The following is a 15,533-nucleotide window of genomic DNA, read 5'->3' on the forward strand; positions in this document are numbered from 1 at the left end:
GGTCGCACCGATGCTGCCCCTGGACGGTGGCGCGATCTTCGCGGCACCGGATGCGGTGGCCGGCGTGGTGGCGATGCTGGGCAGCAACGACGCGTACTTCATCACCGGCACCGGGTCGGCGACGGCTGGCTGGTGTCCAGGGCGGGCAGCCTGCAGCGGCGCCGGGACTGTGTGGCCGCCGGGGGCATCGTCGGATGGACGGTGCGGCAGTCCCTGCTGCAACGCAGGGCCGGGGTGGCGACCCTGGTCGCCGCGACCGCGGCCGGCGTGAAGCGCTACGAGGTGGTCGACGTGCCCGCCGACCTGGCGTGGTCGATCGCCGCGACGACATCGCCGTGGGTCGCTGCGACGTCGTGGGCCCGCGTCTAGCAGGGCCCGAGTTGCGCGCGACCGTCGGCGGTTTACTGTCGCAGGATGGCGATCGGTGGGGTCCTGTTCGACATCGACGGCGTGCTGGTCACGTCGTGGAAGCCGATCCCCGGTGCGGCTGAGACGCTGGGGACGTTGGCAGACAACCAGATCGCGTGCGCGTACCTGACCAACACGACCACCAGGACCCGCGCGCAGATCGCGGATCTGCTGACCGAGGCCGGCATGGCGGTGCGCTCCGACGAGGTGATCACCGCGGCGGTGCTGACCGCCGACTACGTCCGCGACCGCTACCCGGACGCCCGGTGCTTCCTGGTCAACAGCGGCCAGATCGCCGAGGACATGCCCGGCATCGACATCGTCTACTCGTCGGAGTTCAGCGGACCGCGCGCGCCGGACACACCGGACGTGGTGCTGCTCGGCGGCGCCGGACCCGAATACAGCCATCTGACGCTGTCCTGGGTGTACGACTGGATGGCCCAGGGGGTGCCGGTGGTCGCCATGCATCGCAGCACCGCGTGGACCACCGCCGACGGCCTGCGCATCGACACCGGCATGTACCTGATCGGGATGGAACGAACCTCGGGTCGCAAGGCGACCGCTGTCGGTAAGCCGGCGCCGGAGGGCTTCCTGTCCGCGGCGGCCCGGCTGGGGGTTGACCCGGACGAGATGTACGTCGTCGGTGACGATCTCAACAACGACGTGCTGGCCGGGCAGGTGGTCGGCATGACGGGTGTGCTGGTGCGCACCGGCAAGTTCCGTCAGGACACGCTGGACCGTTGGGCCGCAGACGAATTCGCCATGCAGCCGAATCACGTCATCGACTCGGTGGCCGACCTGCCCGCGCTGCTGGGTCTGTAGATGCGGTTCGGGCTGACCACCGCGTCGCCGCGGGACGGCGCCGCCGCCCGGGCGTTCGCGCAGCGCGTCGAGGCGGCCGGGATCGACGTGCTGACCTTCGCCGACCACCTGGCGCCGATGATGACCCCGTTCAGCGGCGCGGCGGCGGCCGCCGCGGTGACCTCGCGGCTGCGGGTCGGAACCCTGGTGCTCAACAACGACTTTCGTCATCCGGTCGAGACCGCCCGGGAGAGCGCCGGGGTCGCGATCGTCTCCGACGGCCGCTTCGAACTCGGCATCGGCGCCGGGCACATGAAGTCCGAATACGACGCGGCGGGGTTGCGTTTCGACGGCGGCGGTGTCCGGGTCTCGCGGCTGATCGAGTCGGTGGCCGTCATCAAGGCCCTGCTCGACGGGGGACCGGTCGACTTCGACGGCGAGCACTACCGCGTGCACGCGGCCGCGGGAGAGATCATGGCCGTGCCGCCACACCGGGTGCCGATCCTGATCGGCGGCAACGGGACCCGGGTGCTGCAGCTCGCCGGGCGCGTCGCCGACATCGCCGGGCTCGCCGGCATCTCGCACAACCGGGACGCCACCCGGGTGCGGCTCAGTCACTTCGACGGCGACGGCCTCGCCGACCGCATCGCCGTGGTCCGGGACGCCGCAGGAGAGCGGTTCGAGCAGATCGAACTCAACGCGCTGATCCAGGCCGTTGTCGTCACCACCGACCGGCACCGCGCCGCCGCCGAGCTCGCGGCCGCGTTCGGCGCCGACCCGGAAACCCTGCTGGCCTCACCGTTCCTGCTGCTCGGTACCCATGAGCAGATGGCCGAGCAACTCGTGCAGCGTCAGCGCCAGTTCGGGATCAGCTACTGGACGGTGTTCGACGAACTGCCCGGCCGGGAGTCGGCGCTCCCGGACATCGCGGAGGTCATCGGACTGCTGCGATGAGTTCCGCCGCCGGGGGCGGTCTGCTCTGACATGACTGAAACACTTGTGGTGGACACCATCGTCGACGCCCCGGCCTCCGCCGTGTTCGCGGTGCTGGCCGACCCGGCCAACCATGCCGCGATCGACGGCACCGGGTGGGTGCGGGAGTCCCTCGACGGCGAGCGGATCACCAGGGCCGGACAGATGTTCCGGATCGCGATGTACCACGCGAACCACCCGGACGGCGACTACGAGATGGCCAACAGGGTGATCGCTTTCGAGCAGGACAGGGCCATCGGCTGGGAGCCGGGGCAGGCCGGCGCGGACGGCGTGGTCGAGTACGGCGGATGGACCTGGCACTACGATCTCGAACCGCAGGGCCCGCAGCAGACCCGGGTCGTGCTGACCTACGACTGGTCGGCGGTGCCCGCCACGCTGCGCGAACACATCGCGTTCCCACCGTTTCCGGTCGGGCACCTGCACAACTCGCTGGCCAACCTGGCGAAGCTGGCCACCGGCTAGACGGTCAGGCCGTCAGCTCGCGCTGTAGCACCCGGACGGCTTCGATGCGGGCCTGCAGCTGTTCGCGGGTCGCGGCGGCCACCGGCGGGCCGCCGCAGCGGCGGCGCAGCTCGTTGTGGATCCAGCCGTGCGGCCGGCCGGTGCGGTGGTGGGCCAGCGACACCAGGGTGTTGAGCTCACTGCGCAGTTCACGTAGCTGGCCGTGGGTGGTCTTCGGTGCCGGAACGCCGGCTTCGGTGCGTTTGGTGAGCTGCTCTTCCTGCCTGCGCCGCAACAGGTCCCGCATCGACTCGGCGTCGAGCAGGCCCGGGATGCCCAGGTAGTCGGCCTCCTCGTCGCTGCCCGCGGGGGTCGCCGTGCCGAACGACGACCCGTCGAAGATCACCTGGTCGAGTTCGGCGTCGGCGCCGAGGTACTCGATCTTGTTCTCTTCCTCACCGGGCTCGTCGCGCTTCTGCTCGCGCAGCTCGGCGTCGAGCGGGTCCTCCAGCGGCTCGCGGTGCGGCTTGCCCAGCACATGATTGCGCTGCGCCTCCATCTCGCTGGCCAGCAGCAGCAGGTTCGGCACCGACGGCAGGAAGATGCTGGCGGTCTCACCGGGCCGGCGGGACCGCACGAAACGGCCGATCGCCTGGGCGAAGAACAGCGGCGTCGACGCGCTCGTCGCGTAGACGCCCACGGCCAACCGCGGCACGTCGACACCCTCGGAGACCATGCGCACCGCGACCAGCCACCGCGACGTGCCCGCCGAGTACGTCGAGATCCGCTCGGAGGCGCCCTTGTCGTCGGAGAGCACCACGGTGGGTTCCTCGCCGGTGATCTTGGTCAGCAGGTCGGCGTACGCCCGGGCCGTCGTCTGGTCGGAGGCGATGATCATGCCGCCGGCGTCGGGCACATGCTGCCGCAATCCCTGCAGCCGCTTGTCTGCCGCGGCGATCACCGCGGGCATCCATTCGCCCTTCGGGTCGAGCGCGGTCTTCCACGCGCGGGCGGTCTGCTCGGCGGTCAGCGGCTCGCCGAGGCGCGCGGCGTGCTCTTCGCCCGCGCTGTCGCGCCAGCGGGCCTCACCGGAGTAGGCCATGAACACCACCGGGCGCACCACGCCGTCGGCGAGGGCGTCGCTGTAGCCGTAGGTGTGGTCGGCCACCGAAGTCTTGAACCCTGCGGCGTCCTCTTCGTAGGTGACGAACGGGATCGGGCTGTCGTCGCTGCGGAATGGTGTCCCGGTCAGCGCCAGGCGGCGCGTCGCGTCGTCGAACGCCTCCCGGATCGCGTCGCCCCAGCTCTTGGCGTCCCCGCCGTGGTGGATCTCGTCGAACACCACCAGCGTCTTGCGGTTCTCGGTGCGCACCCGGTGCCGGGTCGGGTGGCTGGCCACCTGCGCGTAGGTGACGACGACGCCGTGGTACTCCGAGGATGTCTGCGAGTTCGAGTTGGTGAACTTCGGGTCGAGCGCGATGCCGTGCCGGGCGGCGGCCTGGGCCCACTGGATCTTCAGGTGCTCGGTGGGCACCACGATCGTCACGGCCTCGACCGTGCCCTCGGCGAGCAGTTCGGCGACGATGCGCAGCGCGAAAGTGGTCTTGCCGGCGCCCGGGGTCGCGACGGCGAGGAAGTCCCGGGGTTTGGCGGTCAGGTATTTCACCAGAGCCCGGCGCTGCCAGCCCCGCAACGCCTGGGTGCTGGGCGCTGCATCAGCCCGCACCCACGACTCCTCCCAGCCCGTTGTGCCGTCTCCGACGGCGTGACCGGAATGCAGTCTAGGCCAGGCGGTTCCGCGATCGCATCTCCGCAGCGTGTCCGGCCACGGCGTGTCTGTGTGACACGAGACCGGTCACTCGACGAAATGGTTGTCGTTCTTGACGAACCACTCGCGGCGTTCCTCGTCGGTCAGCTCACCGAGCTGTGTCAACCCCTCGAAGTAGTGCTCCCGGGGCGCCCCGGGAGCGAACAGCATCAGGATCGCAGCCGGTTCGTCGGCCTCGTTGCGGAAGCCGTGGATGCCCCCGGGCGGCACGTACAGGAAATCGTCGGCGCGGCCGTCGACCCACTCGGTGCCGTTGTAGAGCGACAGCGTGCCGGACAGCACGAAGAAGGCCTCGGACATGCCGCGGTGGAAATGCGGCCCCGGCCCGCCGCCGCGCGGGGCGATGTCCACCCGGTAGAGGCCGTAGTCGCCGCCGGTGTCGGTCTGGTTGGCGAGGTAGCGGTACTGCACCAGCCCGAACGCGTCGAAGTCCGCAGGCGCGTCCCCCCGTTTCAGCCAGGCGCTGACCTCAGGTTCGTCGGCGGTGTAGCGCGGCGGCGGATAGGGCGGCACGACCAGGGACACGCACCCAGTCTGCCGCGTCAGCCGACCGGGAACTCCACCTTGGTCAACTCCTCGGACACCGCCCACAGCCGCTGCTGGAGCGCCATGTCGTAGGACTGCTTGCTGGAGGCGACCACGACCGGGTTGCCGCGCTGCTGGGCGATGCCGTCGGGCCCGTAGTACTGCCCGCCCAGAACGCTCGGATCGGTGGCGGCGCGCAGCGTCGGCAGCGCACCCTGCTCGGCGGTCTGGGCGAACAGGACGACGGGGGCGGCAGACAGGAAGGCGCGTTCGACCGGGCGCGGCAGGTTGCGGGCGAGATCGGTGGTCGACGTGCCGGGGTGGGCGGCGACGGCGATCGTCGCACCGCGTGGTGCCAACCGCCGCTGCAGTTCGTAGGTGAACAGCAGGTTGGCGAGCTTGGACTGGGTGTAGGCGCCCATCCGGTTGTAGCTGCGTTCCCACTGCAGATCGTCCCAGTGGATGGCGCCGCCCATCTTGTGGCCGTTGCTGCTGACGGTCACGACGCGCGCGCCCGGGACGTCGAGCAGCTTCTCCAACAGCAGGCCGGTCAGCGCGAAGTGGCCCAGGTGATTGGTGCCGAACTGGAGCTCGAAGCCGTCGGCCGTGGTGCCTTTTCGGGGTGGTCATCACACCGGCGTTGTTGATCAGCAGGTCGATGCGTGGATAGCGGGTCTTCAGGGCGTCGGCGGCGGCCCGGATCGAGGCCAGCGACGTCAGATCCAGTTCCTGGACCGCGACGTCACCGCCGATGCGGGACGCGGCCTGCTTGCCCTTCTCGGTGTCGCGCACCGCGAGCACCACATGCGCGCCGCGGGCGGCCAGCGCCTTGGCGGTATGGAAGCCCAGGCCGGTGTTGGCCCCGGTGATGACGGCGGTGCGGCCGCTCTGGTCGGGGATGTCGGCGGCGGTCCAGACGGTCATGGCTGTCTCCTGGAGGCTCGTACAATCGGTAAACGGGCAAGCGCCCCGGATGTGTCCGACTATACGGAACGCACGCCCCGTTTCGTGTTCGCCAGGAGGGAAATCGCGGTGGCTTCGATGCGCCCGCTGCGGGCCGATGCCGCGCGCAATCGCGCGCGCGTGCTCGAGGTCGCCTACGACACGTTCGCCGCCGAGGGGCTGGCCGTCCCGATCGACGAGATCGCGCGGCGGGCCGGTGTCGGGGCCGGCACGGTGTATCGGCACTTCCCGACCAAGGAGGCATTGTTCGCCGCGGTGGCCGAAGACCGGTTCCGCCGGATCGAGGCGCGGGCGCGGGAGCTGCTCGTCACCGTCGGTCCCGGTGAAGCCCTGTTCGCGTTCCTGCGCGAGATGGTCCGCACCGCAGCCACCGACCACGGTCTGGTGGACGCGCTCGTCGGCTACGGCGTCGATCTGGAGACCGCGGCGCCGGGGGCCGAGGCGGCATTTCTCACCCTGCTCGGGGACCTGCTGGATGCGGCGCAGCAGGCGGGCGCGGCCCGGGCCGATGTCGGAGTCGCCGAGATCAAGGCCTTGCTCGTCTTCTGTAAAGTGCCGCAGCTCTACAGCGGTGAGGTGGCGGCCCGGGTGGCACGGGTGATCGAAGACGGCCTACGGGTCCCGCGACAGGGTGACTGAACCTTGCACTCACGAGGGTCGAGTGCTAAGAATGCAACTGGCACTCGCGACCAGTGAGTGCTAGGTCGGACCGGTGAGGCGGGGGCCGCATCTGCGAGCACAGCCCCAGCCGTCCGTCGCGGGCATCGACTCCGACCACGAGACGTGCATCCCCAATCCGGAGGAAACACTTCGCAATGGCCAAGACAATTGCGTATGACGAAGAGGCCCGTCGCGGCCTCGAGCGGGGCCTCAACAGCCTCGCCGACGCGGTAAAGGTGACGCTGGGCCCCAAGGGTCGCAACGTGGTCCTGGAGAAGAAGTGGGGCGCCCCCACGATCACCAACGATGGTGTGTCCATCGCCAAGGAGATCGAGCTCGAGGACCCGTACGAGAAGATCGGCGCTGAGCTGGTCAAGGAAGTCGCCAAGAAGACCGACGACGTCGCGGGCGACGGCACCACCACCGCCACCGTGCTCGCCCAGGCGCTGGTCCGTGAGGGCCTGCGCAACGTGGCCGCCGGCGCCAACCCGCTCGGCCTGAAGCGCGGCATCGAGAAGGCCGTCGACAAGGTGACGGAGACGCTGCTGAAGTCGGCCAAGGAGGTCGAGACCAAGGAGCAGATCTCGGCGACCGCCGCGATCTCGGCCGGCGACACCCAGATCGGCGAGCTCATCGCCGAGGCGATGGACAAGGTCGGCAACGAGGGCGTCATCACCGTCGAGGAGAGCAACACCTTCGGCCTGCAGCTGGAGCTCACCGAGGGCATGCGCTTCGACAAGGGCTACATCTCGGGTTACTTCGTGACCGACGCCGAGCGCCAGGAAGCCGTCCTGGAGGATCCCTACATCCTGCTGGTCAGCTCCAAGGTGTCGACCGTCAAGGACCTGCTCCCGCTGCTGGAGAAGGTCATCCAGTCCGGCAAGCCGCTGCTGATCATCGCCGAGGACGTCGAGGGCGAGGCGCTGTCGACCCTGGTGGTCAACAAGATCCGCGGCACCTTCAAGTCCGTCGCCGTCAAGGCCCCGGGCTTCGGTGACCGCCGCAAGGCGATGCTGCAGGACATGGCGATCCTCACCGGCGGCCAGGTCATCAGCGAAGAGGTCGGCCTGTCCCTGGAGACCGCCGACGTCTCGCTGCTCGGCAAGGCCCGCAAGGTCGTCGTGACCAAGGACGAGACCACCATCGTCGAGGGCGCCGGTGACTCCGACGCCATCGCCGGCCGGGTGGCCCAGATCCGCGCCGAGATCGAGAACAGCGACTCCGACTACGACCGTGAGAAGCTGCAGGAGCGCCTGGCCAAGCTGGCCGGCGGTGTTGCGGTGATCAAGGCCGGCGCTGCCACCGAGGTGGAGCTCAAGGAGCGCAAGCACCGCATCGAGGACGCCGTCCGTAACGCGAAGGCCGCCGTCGAGGAGGGCATCGTCGCCGGTGGCGGCGTGGCCCTGCTGCAGTCGGCTCCGGCGCTGGACGACCTCGGTCTGTCCGGTGACGAGGCCACCGGTGCCAACATCGTGCGCGTTGCGCTGTCGGCTCCGCTCAAGCAGATCGCCTTCAACGGTGGTCTGGAGCCCGGTGTCGTCGCCGAGAAGGTGTCGAACCTGCCCGCGGGTCACGGCCTGAACGCCGCGACCGGTGACTACGAGGACCTGCTGGCCGCCGGCGTTGCCGACCCGGTCAAGGTCACCCGCTCGGCGCTGCAGAACGCGGCGTCCATCGCGGCGCTGTTCCTCACCACCGAGGCCGTCGTCGCCGACAAGCCGGAGAAGGCCGCCGCACCCGCCGGCGACCCGACCGGTGGCATGGGCGGAATGGACTTCTAAGAAGCCCGAACGAAGAAGCCCGGCGTTGCGTCAAGCAGCGCCGGGCTTTTTCGTGTCCGTCACCCGCGCAGCGGCACGCAGTCGTCCCCGCAGTCGGATGCGGTGGGGGTCCCCGGCGCCGCCGGGCGGTGCAGCACCGCCCCGGCGGGGTGGACGACCAGGCCGTCGCCCGCGGTTTCGGCCCGGCCGTCGACGATCAGTGTGTAGCCGCCCGGCGCGCGCGGCGGCCACACCAGCGTGACGGCGGGATGGGCGGATGCGTTACGGCGCGTGCTGTTCCCGACGGAGTCGATCCGCAGGGCCCCGTCGGTGAGCCCCGGGGTCACCGCGACGGTGTGCGCCCGGTAATCGTCTCCGACGGTGACGAGATAGGCGAACGGAAAGTCGCCGAGAACCTCGGCGAGCCGGTCGAGATCCACCTTGACGCTCATGTGGTGCAGGCTACGCGGCCGGTGTGGTATGCCAAAAGTGATATGTTCGGCTACCTGAGGGTGATGCAGGAGTGCCCATGCCGACCTTATTGCAGTTGAAAGCGCTGGTCACCGTTGTCGACGAGGGTGGGTTCACCGCCGCGAGTTACGAGTTGGGTATGTCGCAACCGGCGGTCAGCCGGGCGGTCGCGGCGCTGGAGAAGGAACTGGGCACACCTCTTCTGATTCGCAGCCGAGACGGTGTTTTGCTCACCGAACCTGGTTCGGTGGCGGTGGCCCACGCCCGAGAAGCGTTGCGGCACATAGCCGCAATGTGCGCCGGCAGCACTGTGCCCGCAGATGGGCTGACGGGCACGCTCAGTGTGGCGAGTCTGCCCAGCGTGACCGCGTCGCTGTTGGAGCCACATCTGCAGATCTTCCGGCAGCGTCATCCCGGCGTCACGGTGCGGTTGCTCGAAGGCAGTGAGGAAGAGGTGCGTGACTGGCTGGACGGTGGCGCCGCCGAGGCCGGCGTGGTCAGCCTGCCCGCCCGAGGCATGGATTCCGCTGTTCTCGGCGAACAGGACATGGTGGCCGTGGTGCCGGCGGGGCATCGGCTCGGCGCGCTGCGCCAGATCGACTACGCGGACCTGGCCAAGGAACCGTTCATCCGGTCGACCGGCGGCTGCGCGGCGGTGTTCACGCCGATCGCCCAGACCCTCGGCGTCGAGTTCGACGTGGCGTTCGAGGCGCGGTCGATCTCGGCCGTGCTGGAAATGGCCCGCGCCGGCCTCGGGGTGAGCATCATGCCCAGCGCCGCGCTGTCCGCACTGCCCGACGGCGTCGTCACCCGGGCCCTGGTGCCCAGGACGGTCCGGCAGTTGGGGCTCGCGGTCTCGGCCAGTGCGTCGGCGCCGGCGCGGGCGTTCCTCGATCAGATCTCCCGGTCGTGACGGGGTTGTTCGGGTAAGGGGTTCGCCCCGATCATCGAAACGAAGTCCGTCCGCTCGAACGTCGGGTCGAAATGCGCCAGCACATCGTCGTTCATCGTGCCGAAGGTGGTCTCCGGTCTGGCCTTCATCCCCTGGTGGAACGCACCGAGGATGCCTGCTTTGAAGTCGACACGGGGATGAGCCGCGAGGACCTCGTCGATCTGGCGGGACGAGAGGTCACCCACGTTCAGGCCCAGCACGTCGGTCTCCACCCCGGCGGTCACCAGCGCGACCTCGGGTTCCAACCGTCCCGGTATGGCAGGGGTGGTGTGCAGGGCGATACCGAGCCACACGTTGCGGGCGTCGCGTTCGGAGATGCCGTGACCACGCAGGAAATCGAGCGCGGCGTCGGCGCCGTCCAATTCGAAACGCTGGTCGACGCGGCCGTACTTCTGGGTCAGCCCGAGGTCGTGGAACATGGCCCCGACGTACAACAGTTCCGGGTCGGGAACGGTGCCGAGACGGGACCCGTGCAGGCTGCCCCAGAGGTAGACCCGGCGGGAGTGGTGGTACAGCAGGTCATCGGTGACCTCGCGCACCAGCTCTGTGGCGTCGCGCACCAGCGCGGTGTCGGGTATCGGAACTCCGGCGATTGTCTCAATCATTTTGTGTCCTTTCAGGTTTCAACGGGTCGATGCTTATGCCAGGACCGTGGTGGGTACCGGTTCCCACCGCTGCGCACCGGATGCCGTGGTGCGCACCCGGCCGAACGCCTGGTCACCGAAGTGAATTCCGAAGCCGAGGGTGTCGGGCTCGGTCAGTTCGGTCAACAACCGCCGCCGCGCCGAGAGGACGCCGGCCGCGTCGGCGTCGGCGGCCGACAGCAGTTCGGGCCGGCCGATCTGTACAGGGCTGTGGAAGGCGTCGCCGAACGCGACCAGTCGTCGACCGGTCCGGGAGGAGACGACGTAGGCGGTGTGGCCCCGCGTGTGTCCTCCGGTGACCAGCGCATGCACTCCCGGCGCCACCACGGCGCCGTCGTCGACGAACTCGGTGTCGCCACCGGATGCTGCCAGTCCGGTGACGGTGTGCCATGCGACCGCGGCACCGTCTTCTGGTTCCCGATCGGCGTACGCCGCCCACTCCTTCGCGGCCAGCACGTAGCGCGCGTGGGGGAAGGTCTTGACACCTCCGACGAATGCCCACCCCGCATGATCGAAGTGCAGGTGGGTGAAGGCCACCACGTCGATGTCGCCCGTCCCGACCCCGAGGGCATGGAGCACATCGGGCATCGTGCCGCATTCGGCGTGACCGAAGACGAAATCCGTTGACAACACCCCCACTCCGGCGTCGATCAGCATCGTGGTGTCCGGCAGCTCCACCAGCAGACCGCCCACACCCATCGTCATGTCACCGGCGGGATCCAGGGCACCGGCGAAATTCTCGGCGGGCACGTCGGGGAAGAAGATCTCGGGCCGCGTCGTCAGTGCGCCGTCGACCGCGTAAACGGCGCGGACGCCGTCGAATTCGACGGAACGGACGGCCGCCCGGCTCATGACGCGATACTTCCGCCGCCGTCGGCCCGGATCACCTGACCGGTGATGTAGCCGGCGTCCTCGTGCAGGAGTGCGTAGATCGCGTGTGCGATCTCCTGCGGTGTTCCCACCCGGTGCATCGCGATGGTCTCCAGGAACCGCGCCTCCCGCTCGGATCCGGACGGGCTTCTCTGACGGTACATCTCGGTCTCGGTGGGCCCCGGTGCCACCGCGTTGACGGTGATACCGGTGGTGGCCAGTTCATTGGCCCAGATCCGGGTGCAGGCTTCCAGCGCGGCCTTCGCCGCGGCGTAGGGCGTGCGTTCCGGGGTGCCCAGCGTGGTCAGGCTGGTCACGTTGACGATGCGGCCCCAGCCCGCGGCGAGCATGCCCGGCAGCACCGCCTGCACCACCTGCACGGCAGTGCGTACGTTCAGGTCGTAGGTGTCGAAGAGATGGTCCAGGTCGATCTCGCCGATCCGGCCGAAGCGCACGAAGCCCAAGTTGTTGACCACCGCCTCGACCGGAGCGGTCTGCACGACGCGCTCCAGCACCTCCGCGGTGGCCGCCCGGTCGGCCAGGTCCACCCGGTGGAACTCGCCGGGAAAAGCGGCGGGCGCGGTGCGGGCCAGACCGATCGGGACGTCACCGGCGGCGGCCACCCTGCGCGCGGTGGCCAGCCCGATACCTTTCGACGCGCCGGTGATCAGTACTCGACGTGATGACATGAACCCCTCCTCGTGTGTAGGTCGACCTCATGTCGAACGTCACACGGGCTCCACGCCCATAACGGAACTGGTATGGGGTCATGTCGAGAACCGCATGCGGGCGCTACGGCGTCGGGTTCCGCACCGACTGCCGGCCCCGGATGAGCCTGCCGGGGCGGGCCGCGGTGGGCACGCCGTGCTCGGCGATCACCTGGCCGGAGACGATCGTGGCGACGTAGCCGTCCGCGGTCTGGTCGAGTCTGCGCCCGCCCGCGGGCAGGTCGTTGACCACGACGGGCTTGTGCAGCCGCAGCGCGTCGGCGTCGATGACGTTGAGGTCGGCCTTGTAGCCGACGGCGATCCGGCCACGGTCGGCCAGTCCGGCCACCCGCGCGGGTACCGACGTCAGCTCGCGCACCGCGTCCTGGACCGACAGCCGGCCCGTCGCGCGGTCACGTACCCAGTGCGTCAGCATGTACGTCGGAAAGCTTGCGTCGCAGATCATTCCGTAGTGCGCCCCACCGTCACCGAGTCCGAGCACCACGTCGTCGCGACGGATCAGCTCCGCGACGGTGTCCAGCGATCCGGCACGGAAGTTGGCCAGCGTGACCAGCAGCATGGCGTGGCCGCCGTCGTCGAGCAGCCGGTCGTAGGCCTCCTCCAGCGGGCTGACACCCCGGGCCTGCGCGCGGGCACCGATCGAATCGGACGGCGAGGGTTCGTAATTCGGCGGATCACCGAGCGGGAACATGTAGTTCCAGGCCTGCGCGGCGAACATCAGCGGGTGGCCGTCAGACTCTGGCCTGTCGTTCAGAATGCGTTCGCGCACCTCGGGTCTGCGCATCGCGGCCACCCGGTCGGCCAGCGGCAGGCCGGCGATCTCCCGGTACGACGGGTACATCACGAACGGGTTGCCGGACAGCTCCAGTCCGAGCATCAGCCCGATGGGGCGGGGGAAGATCTGCGCGCTGATCTGCCCGCCGTCGCTGTTGGCCTTCTCCACCATCCGCAGCGCGTCGAGGAAGAACGGGTCACCGGCGTTGCCGATCGCCAGCGTGAACGTCACGGGCAGACCGACGTCGGCGGCCACGTCGAACACCGTCTGCAGCACGGGTTCGTAGTCGCCGGCCACCAGGTCGGGGACGAACTGGATCAGCCCGCCGCCGGCGTCGTCGACGCCGCGGGCGATCGCCTCGATCTCGGCGCGGTCGGCGTCGTAGCTCGGGATCGGCTTGCCGCTCTCGGTCTTGTGCAGCGTGAAGCGGGACGATGCGAAACCCAGCGCGCCGGCCTGCACCGCCTCGGCCGCCAGCTTGCGCATCATCGCCAGGTCCTCCGGGGTGGCCGGTTCGCGGTCGACGCCCCGCCCGCCCATCACGTACACCCGCAGCGGCGAGTGCGGCAGGAACGCGGCCACGTCGATGTCCCTGCGCCGCGCCTCGAGCGCGTCGAGGAACTCCGGGAACGTCTCCCAGTGCCACGGCAGGCCGTCGACCATCACCACGCCGGGGATGTCCTCGACGCCGGCCATCACGTCGACGAGCACGTCGTGGTCGGCGGGCCGGCAGGGCGCGAAGCCGACGCCGCAGTTGCCCATCACGGCGGTGGTGACGCCGTGGGCCGAGGACGGCGTCAACCGGTCCGACCAGATCGCCTGCCCGTCGTAGTGGGTGTGCAGATCCACGAAGCCGGGGGTCACCAGCAGCCCGGTCGCGTCGATCTCGCGGGTACCCGCGGAACCGACCCTGCCGACTTCGCGGATGACGCCGTCCCGGACGGCGACGTCCCCGGTGAACGGCTCGCCGCCGAGCCCGTCGACGATGGTTCCCCCGCGGATCACAAGGTCGGATGTCATACCCAGAATGTACGGTCACCGCATGATCGACCACTTCGGAATCAACTGCGCGGACTGGGAGAAGTCGAAGGCGTTCTACGACAAGGTGCTCGGGGTCCTCGGCTACACCCGGCAGCTGGATCACCGGATCGCCATCGGTTACGGCGCCGACGGGAAACCCGACTTCTGGATCGCCGACATGAGTGCCGGGGACGCCGCGGGCCCGAACCGGGAAACCCATTTCGCGTTCCGCGCCTCCGGCGTCGAGGCCGTGCAGGCCTTCCACGCCGCGGCGGTCGAGGCCGGCGCGGAATCGCTGCACGCACCGCGGCTCTGGCCCGAGTATCACCCGGGTTACTACGGCGCGTTCGTCCGTGACCCCGACGGCAACAACGTCGAGGCGGTGTTCCACGGGGCGTAGGTTGGCGGCATGGCCGAAATCGATGCCGCCAGGGAACTGCTCCGCGATTCGTTCACGCGCCTCATCGAGCACGTCGACGACCTCACCGACGGGCTGACCGACGAGGTGGCCTACCACCGGCCGACGCCGGAGGCCAACACCATCACATGGCTGATCTGGCACAGCGCCCGGATCCAGGACGCGCAGCTGTGCGACATCGCCGATGTCGAGCAGGTGTGGTTCCGGGACGGCTGGGTGGACAAGTTCGCGCTGGACCTTCCCCGCGACGCGCACGGCTACGGCCACACCCCCGAAGAGGTGGCCAAGGTCCGGGCACCGGCGAACCTGCTCGGCGGTTACTACCACGCGGTGCACAAGCTCTCGCTGGAGTATGTGGCGTCCGTCTCCGCCGACGAACTCGCCCGCGTCGTCGACCGCCGGTGGACCCCGCCGGTGACCGCGAGCGCACGGCTGGTCAGCATCATCGACGACGCCGCCCAGCATCTCGGTCAGGCGGCCTACATCCGGGGACTGGTGCGCTGACCACGCTGATCAGGTGGTGGCCGCCGGTCGCTGTGGTAGCCCTCGTCCTGCTCGGCCTGGCGGTCGGCAAAGGTTCGACACCGGTCGACCAGTGGTTCCAGCAACTCGGCGGACGCCACCCGGAACTCGGATACCTGTTGGTGTTCACCGACGGTCGCGTGGTCGTCGCGCTCTGCGCGGTGGTGTTCGTGGCCGCACTGGTGCAACGCAAGTGGCGACTGGCGGCGGTCACCGCGGTGACACCGCCGCTGGCGGTCCTGGCCGCCCGGCTGGGCAAACGGCTGTTCGGACGGCTCAAGGACGGCGAACTGTGTTTTCCGAGCGGGCACACCACGACGACGTTCGTGGTGCTGGCGACGGCGGTGTTGCTGCTCGGCGCGACCACGTGGGTCCTCGTCGTCGCGGCGGTGGCGATGACGCTCGGGGTGGTCGGGCAGGCCGTGTCCTACCACTTCTTCACCGACGCGATCGGTGCGCTGCTGCTCGGCAGCGCGCTGGTGTGCGTCGCGACGACCGTCGCCGGACTTGACAGGCGTCAACCCGAATGCGAGCTGGATCACAGCGGTCGTTAGCATGGAGTGATGACAGCGACGTCTGACGCCAGCACCGCCACCGCGTTCCGCGGGACCGGAACGATCAGGAACCCGGCGACACGCTGCTCCCTGCACACGCCGAGGTGTGCCAACCCCGCTGCCGTCCCCCGGACCCGGTCCCACAACTGGGCGTAGCCGACCGTCTCGTCGCGGTACGTCAGTGCCGGGGTCCCGGGGTG

The 15,533-nt window shown here is 69.5% G+C and carries 17 protein-coding genes and 3 pseudogenes; 11 read left to right on the forward strand and 9 right to left on the reverse strand.

Features of this window, described 5'->3' with window-relative positions; genetic code table 11:
- The 5 genes and pseudogenes from ASJ79_RS33655 to ASJ79_RS04215 all read left to right on the forward strand — a co-directional run.
- A pseudogene (locus ASJ79_RS33655) lies at positions 1 to 112 on the forward strand (short-chain dehydrogenase); the annotation flags it as partial.
- Positions 91 to 369, forward strand: a pseudogene (locus tag ASJ79_RS04200) (PH domain-containing protein); the annotation flags it as partial. The pseudogenes ASJ79_RS33655 and ASJ79_RS04200, both read left to right, overlap by 22 nt.
- A gap of 45 nt (positions 370 to 414) precedes the next feature.
- Entirely contained in the window at positions 415 to 1,230 is an 816-nt protein-coding gene (locus ASJ79_RS04205) for an HAD-IIA family hydrolase (protein ID WP_067953489.1), read from the forward strand.
- Complete coding sequence (locus tag ASJ79_RS04210; protein WP_067953492.1) at positions 1,231 to 2,163, forward strand: TIGR03621 family F420-dependent LLM class oxidoreductase; 933 nt, start codon at positions 1,231 to 1,233, stop codon at positions 2,161 to 2,163. It begins immediately after the preceding gene.
- Positions 2,164 to 2,193: 30 nt separating this feature from the next.
- On the forward strand, positions 2,194 to 2,664 hold the full coding sequence (locus ASJ79_RS04215; protein ID WP_067953493.1) for an SRPBCC family protein: 471 nt from the start codon (positions 2,194 to 2,196) through the stop codon (positions 2,662 to 2,664).
- A 4-nt stretch (positions 2,665 to 2,668) separates the two neighbouring features.
- Here ASJ79_RS04215 and ASJ79_RS04220 read toward each other — a convergent pair whose 3' ends face one another.
- From ASJ79_RS04220 to ASJ79_RS04230, 3 genes and pseudogenes are all read right to left on the reverse strand, one after another.
- Positions 2,669 to 4,369 (reverse strand): DEAD/DEAH box helicase, encoded by a 1,701-nt coding sequence (locus ASJ79_RS04220; RefSeq protein WP_067953494.1) that lies wholly within the window; start codon positions 4,367 to 4,369, stop codon positions 2,669 to 2,671.
- 129 nt (positions 4,370 to 4,498) lie between these two features.
- Positions 4,499 to 4,996 carry a cupin domain-containing protein gene (locus ASJ79_RS04225; RefSeq protein ID WP_067953495.1) on the reverse strand — a complete coding sequence of 166 codons (498 nt, stop codon included), beginning with the start codon at positions 4,994 to 4,996 and terminating at the stop codon, positions 4,499 to 4,501.
- 17 nt (positions 4,997 to 5,013) lie between these two features.
- A pseudogene (locus ASJ79_RS04230) lies at positions 5,014 to 5,920 on the reverse strand (SDR family NAD(P)-dependent oxidoreductase).
- A 117-nt stretch (positions 5,921 to 6,037) separates the two neighbouring features.
- On the opposite strand from ASJ79_RS04230, the gene ASJ79_RS04235 reads away from it, so the two are divergent.
- A complete protein-coding gene (locus tag ASJ79_RS04235; protein WP_067953504.1) occupies positions 6,038 to 6,598 on the forward strand; it encodes a TetR/AcrR family transcriptional regulator in 561 nt (186 codons plus the stop codon).
- A 176-nt stretch (positions 6,599 to 6,774) separates the two neighbouring features.
- Positions 6,775 to 8,400, forward strand: coding sequence for a chaperonin GroEL (groL, locus tag ASJ79_RS04240; protein WP_067953496.1), 1,626 nt, complete (start codon positions 6,775 to 6,777; stop codon positions 8,398 to 8,400).
- Positions 8,401 to 8,459: 59 nt separating this feature from the next.
- Here the strand turns inward: groL and ASJ79_RS04245 are convergent, their stop codons facing one another.
- On the reverse strand, positions 8,460 to 8,831 hold the full coding sequence (locus ASJ79_RS04245) for a hypothetical protein (RefSeq protein ID WP_067953497.1): 372 nt from the start codon (positions 8,829 to 8,831) through the stop codon (positions 8,460 to 8,462).
- Positions 8,832 to 8,908: 77 nt separating this feature from the next.
- Between ASJ79_RS04245 and ASJ79_RS04250 the strand changes: the two genes are divergently transcribed.
- Positions 8,909 to 9,763, forward strand: a complete 855-nt coding sequence (locus ASJ79_RS04250; RefSeq protein WP_067953498.1) for a LysR family transcriptional regulator — start codon at positions 8,909 to 8,911, stop codon at positions 9,761 to 9,763.
- On the opposite strand, the gene ASJ79_RS04255 is transcribed toward ASJ79_RS04250, so the two are convergent.
- The 4 genes from ASJ79_RS04255 to ASJ79_RS04270 form a co-directional block, all read right to left on the reverse strand.
- Positions 9,745 to 10,407: an HD domain-containing protein gene (locus ASJ79_RS04255; RefSeq protein ID WP_067953499.1), complete on the reverse strand. Its 663-nt coding sequence runs from the start codon at positions 10,405 to 10,407 to the stop codon at positions 9,745 to 9,747. The genes ASJ79_RS04250 and ASJ79_RS04255 overlap by 19 nt on opposite strands.
- 33 nt (positions 10,408 to 10,440) lie before the next feature.
- Entirely contained in the window at positions 10,441 to 11,298 is an 858-nt protein-coding gene (locus tag ASJ79_RS04260; RefSeq protein WP_067953500.1) for an MBL fold metallo-hydrolase, read from the reverse strand.
- Positions 11,295 to 12,005, reverse strand: coding sequence for an SDR family oxidoreductase (locus ASJ79_RS04265; RefSeq protein WP_067953501.1), 711 nt, complete (start codon positions 12,003 to 12,005; stop codon positions 11,295 to 11,297). Before ASJ79_RS04265 ends, ASJ79_RS04260 begins: the two co-directional genes overlap by 4 nt.
- A gap of 103 nt (positions 12,006 to 12,108) precedes the next feature.
- Positions 12,109 to 13,839, reverse strand: coding sequence for an amidohydrolase family protein (locus tag ASJ79_RS04270; RefSeq protein ID WP_067953502.1), 1,731 nt, complete (start codon positions 13,837 to 13,839; stop codon positions 12,109 to 12,111).
- Between the two features lie 22 nt (positions 13,840 to 13,861).
- Here ASJ79_RS04270 and ASJ79_RS04275 point away from each other — a divergent pair, with 22 nt between their 5' ends.
- The 3 genes from ASJ79_RS04275 to ASJ79_RS04285 are packed head-to-tail and all read left to right on the forward strand — an operon-like array spanning position 13,862 to position 15,333.
- Positions 13,862 to 14,239, forward strand: a complete 378-nt coding sequence (locus ASJ79_RS04275) for a VOC family protein (RefSeq protein WP_067953505.1) — start codon at positions 13,862 to 13,864, stop codon at positions 14,237 to 14,239.
- Positions 14,240 to 14,248: 9 nt separating this feature from the next.
- Positions 14,249 to 14,761 (forward strand): mycothiol transferase, encoded by a 513-nt coding sequence (locus ASJ79_RS04280; protein ID WP_067953503.1) that lies wholly within the window; start codon positions 14,249 to 14,251, stop codon positions 14,759 to 14,761.
- A gap of 32 nt (positions 14,762 to 14,793) precedes the next feature.
- A complete protein-coding gene (locus tag ASJ79_RS04285) occupies positions 14,794 to 15,333 on the forward strand; it encodes a phosphatase PAP2 family protein (RefSeq protein WP_231750717.1) in 540 nt (179 codons plus the stop codon).
- On the opposite strand, the gene ASJ79_RS04290 is transcribed toward ASJ79_RS04285, so the two are convergent.
- A partial coding sequence (locus tag ASJ79_RS04290; RefSeq protein WP_156448270.1) for an AMP-binding protein occupies positions 15,330 to 15,533 on the reverse strand: 204 nt, incomplete at its 5' end. The genes ASJ79_RS04285 and ASJ79_RS04290 overlap by 4 nt on opposite strands.

The organism is Mycobacterium sp. NAZ190054, assembly GCF_001545925.1.
Lineage (GTDB): Bacteria > Actinomycetota > Actinomycetes > Mycobacteriales > Mycobacteriaceae > Mycobacterium.

Excerpts from the sequence above, each read along its gene's own strand:
- ASJ79_RS04205 (WP_067953489.1), top strand. The coding sequence starts at position 415 with ATGGCGATCGGTGGGGTCCTGTTCGACATCGACGGCGTGCTGGTCACG.
- ASJ79_RS04210 (WP_067953492.1), top strand. The coding sequence starts at position 1,231 with ATGCGGTTCGGGCTGACCACCGCGTCGCCGCGGGACGGCGCCGCCGCC.
- ASJ79_RS04215 (WP_067953493.1), top strand. The coding sequence starts at position 2,194 with ATGACTGAAACACTTGTGGTGGACACCATCGTCGACGCCCCGGCCTCC.
- ASJ79_RS04235 (WP_067953504.1), top strand. The coding sequence starts at position 6,038 with ATGCGCCCGCTGCGGGCCGATGCCGCGCGCAATCGCGCGCGCGTGCTC.
- groL (WP_067953496.1), top strand. The coding sequence starts at position 6,775 with ATGGCCAAGACAATTGCGTATGACGAAGAGGCCCGTCGCGGCCTCGAG.
- ASJ79_RS04245 (WP_067953497.1), bottom strand. The coding sequence starts at position 8,831 with ATGAGCGTCAAGGTGGATCTCGACCGGCTCGCCGAGGTTCTCGGCGAC.
- ASJ79_RS04250 (WP_067953498.1), top strand. The coding sequence starts at position 8,909 with ATGCCGACCTTATTGCAGTTGAAAGCGCTGGTCACCGTTGTCGACGAG.
- ASJ79_RS04255 (WP_067953499.1), bottom strand. The coding sequence starts at position 10,407 with ATGATTGAGACAATCGCCGGAGTTCCGATACCCGACACCGCGCTGGTG.
- ASJ79_RS04260 (WP_067953500.1), bottom strand. The coding sequence starts at position 11,298 with ATGAGCCGGGCGGCCGTCCGTTCCGTCGAATTCGACGGCGTCCGCGCC.
- ASJ79_RS04265 (WP_067953501.1), bottom strand. The coding sequence starts at position 12,005 with ATGTCATCACGTCGAGTACTGATCACCGGCGCGTCGAAAGGTATCGGG.
- ASJ79_RS04270 (WP_067953502.1), bottom strand. The coding sequence starts at position 13,839 with ATGACATCCGACCTTGTGATCCGCGGGGGAACCATCGTCGACGGGCTC.
- ASJ79_RS04275 (WP_067953505.1), top strand. The coding sequence starts at position 13,862 with ATGATCGACCACTTCGGAATCAACTGCGCGGACTGGGAGAAGTCGAAG.
- ASJ79_RS04280 (WP_067953503.1), top strand. The coding sequence starts at position 14,249 with ATGGCCGAAATCGATGCCGCCAGGGAACTGCTCCGCGATTCGTTCACG.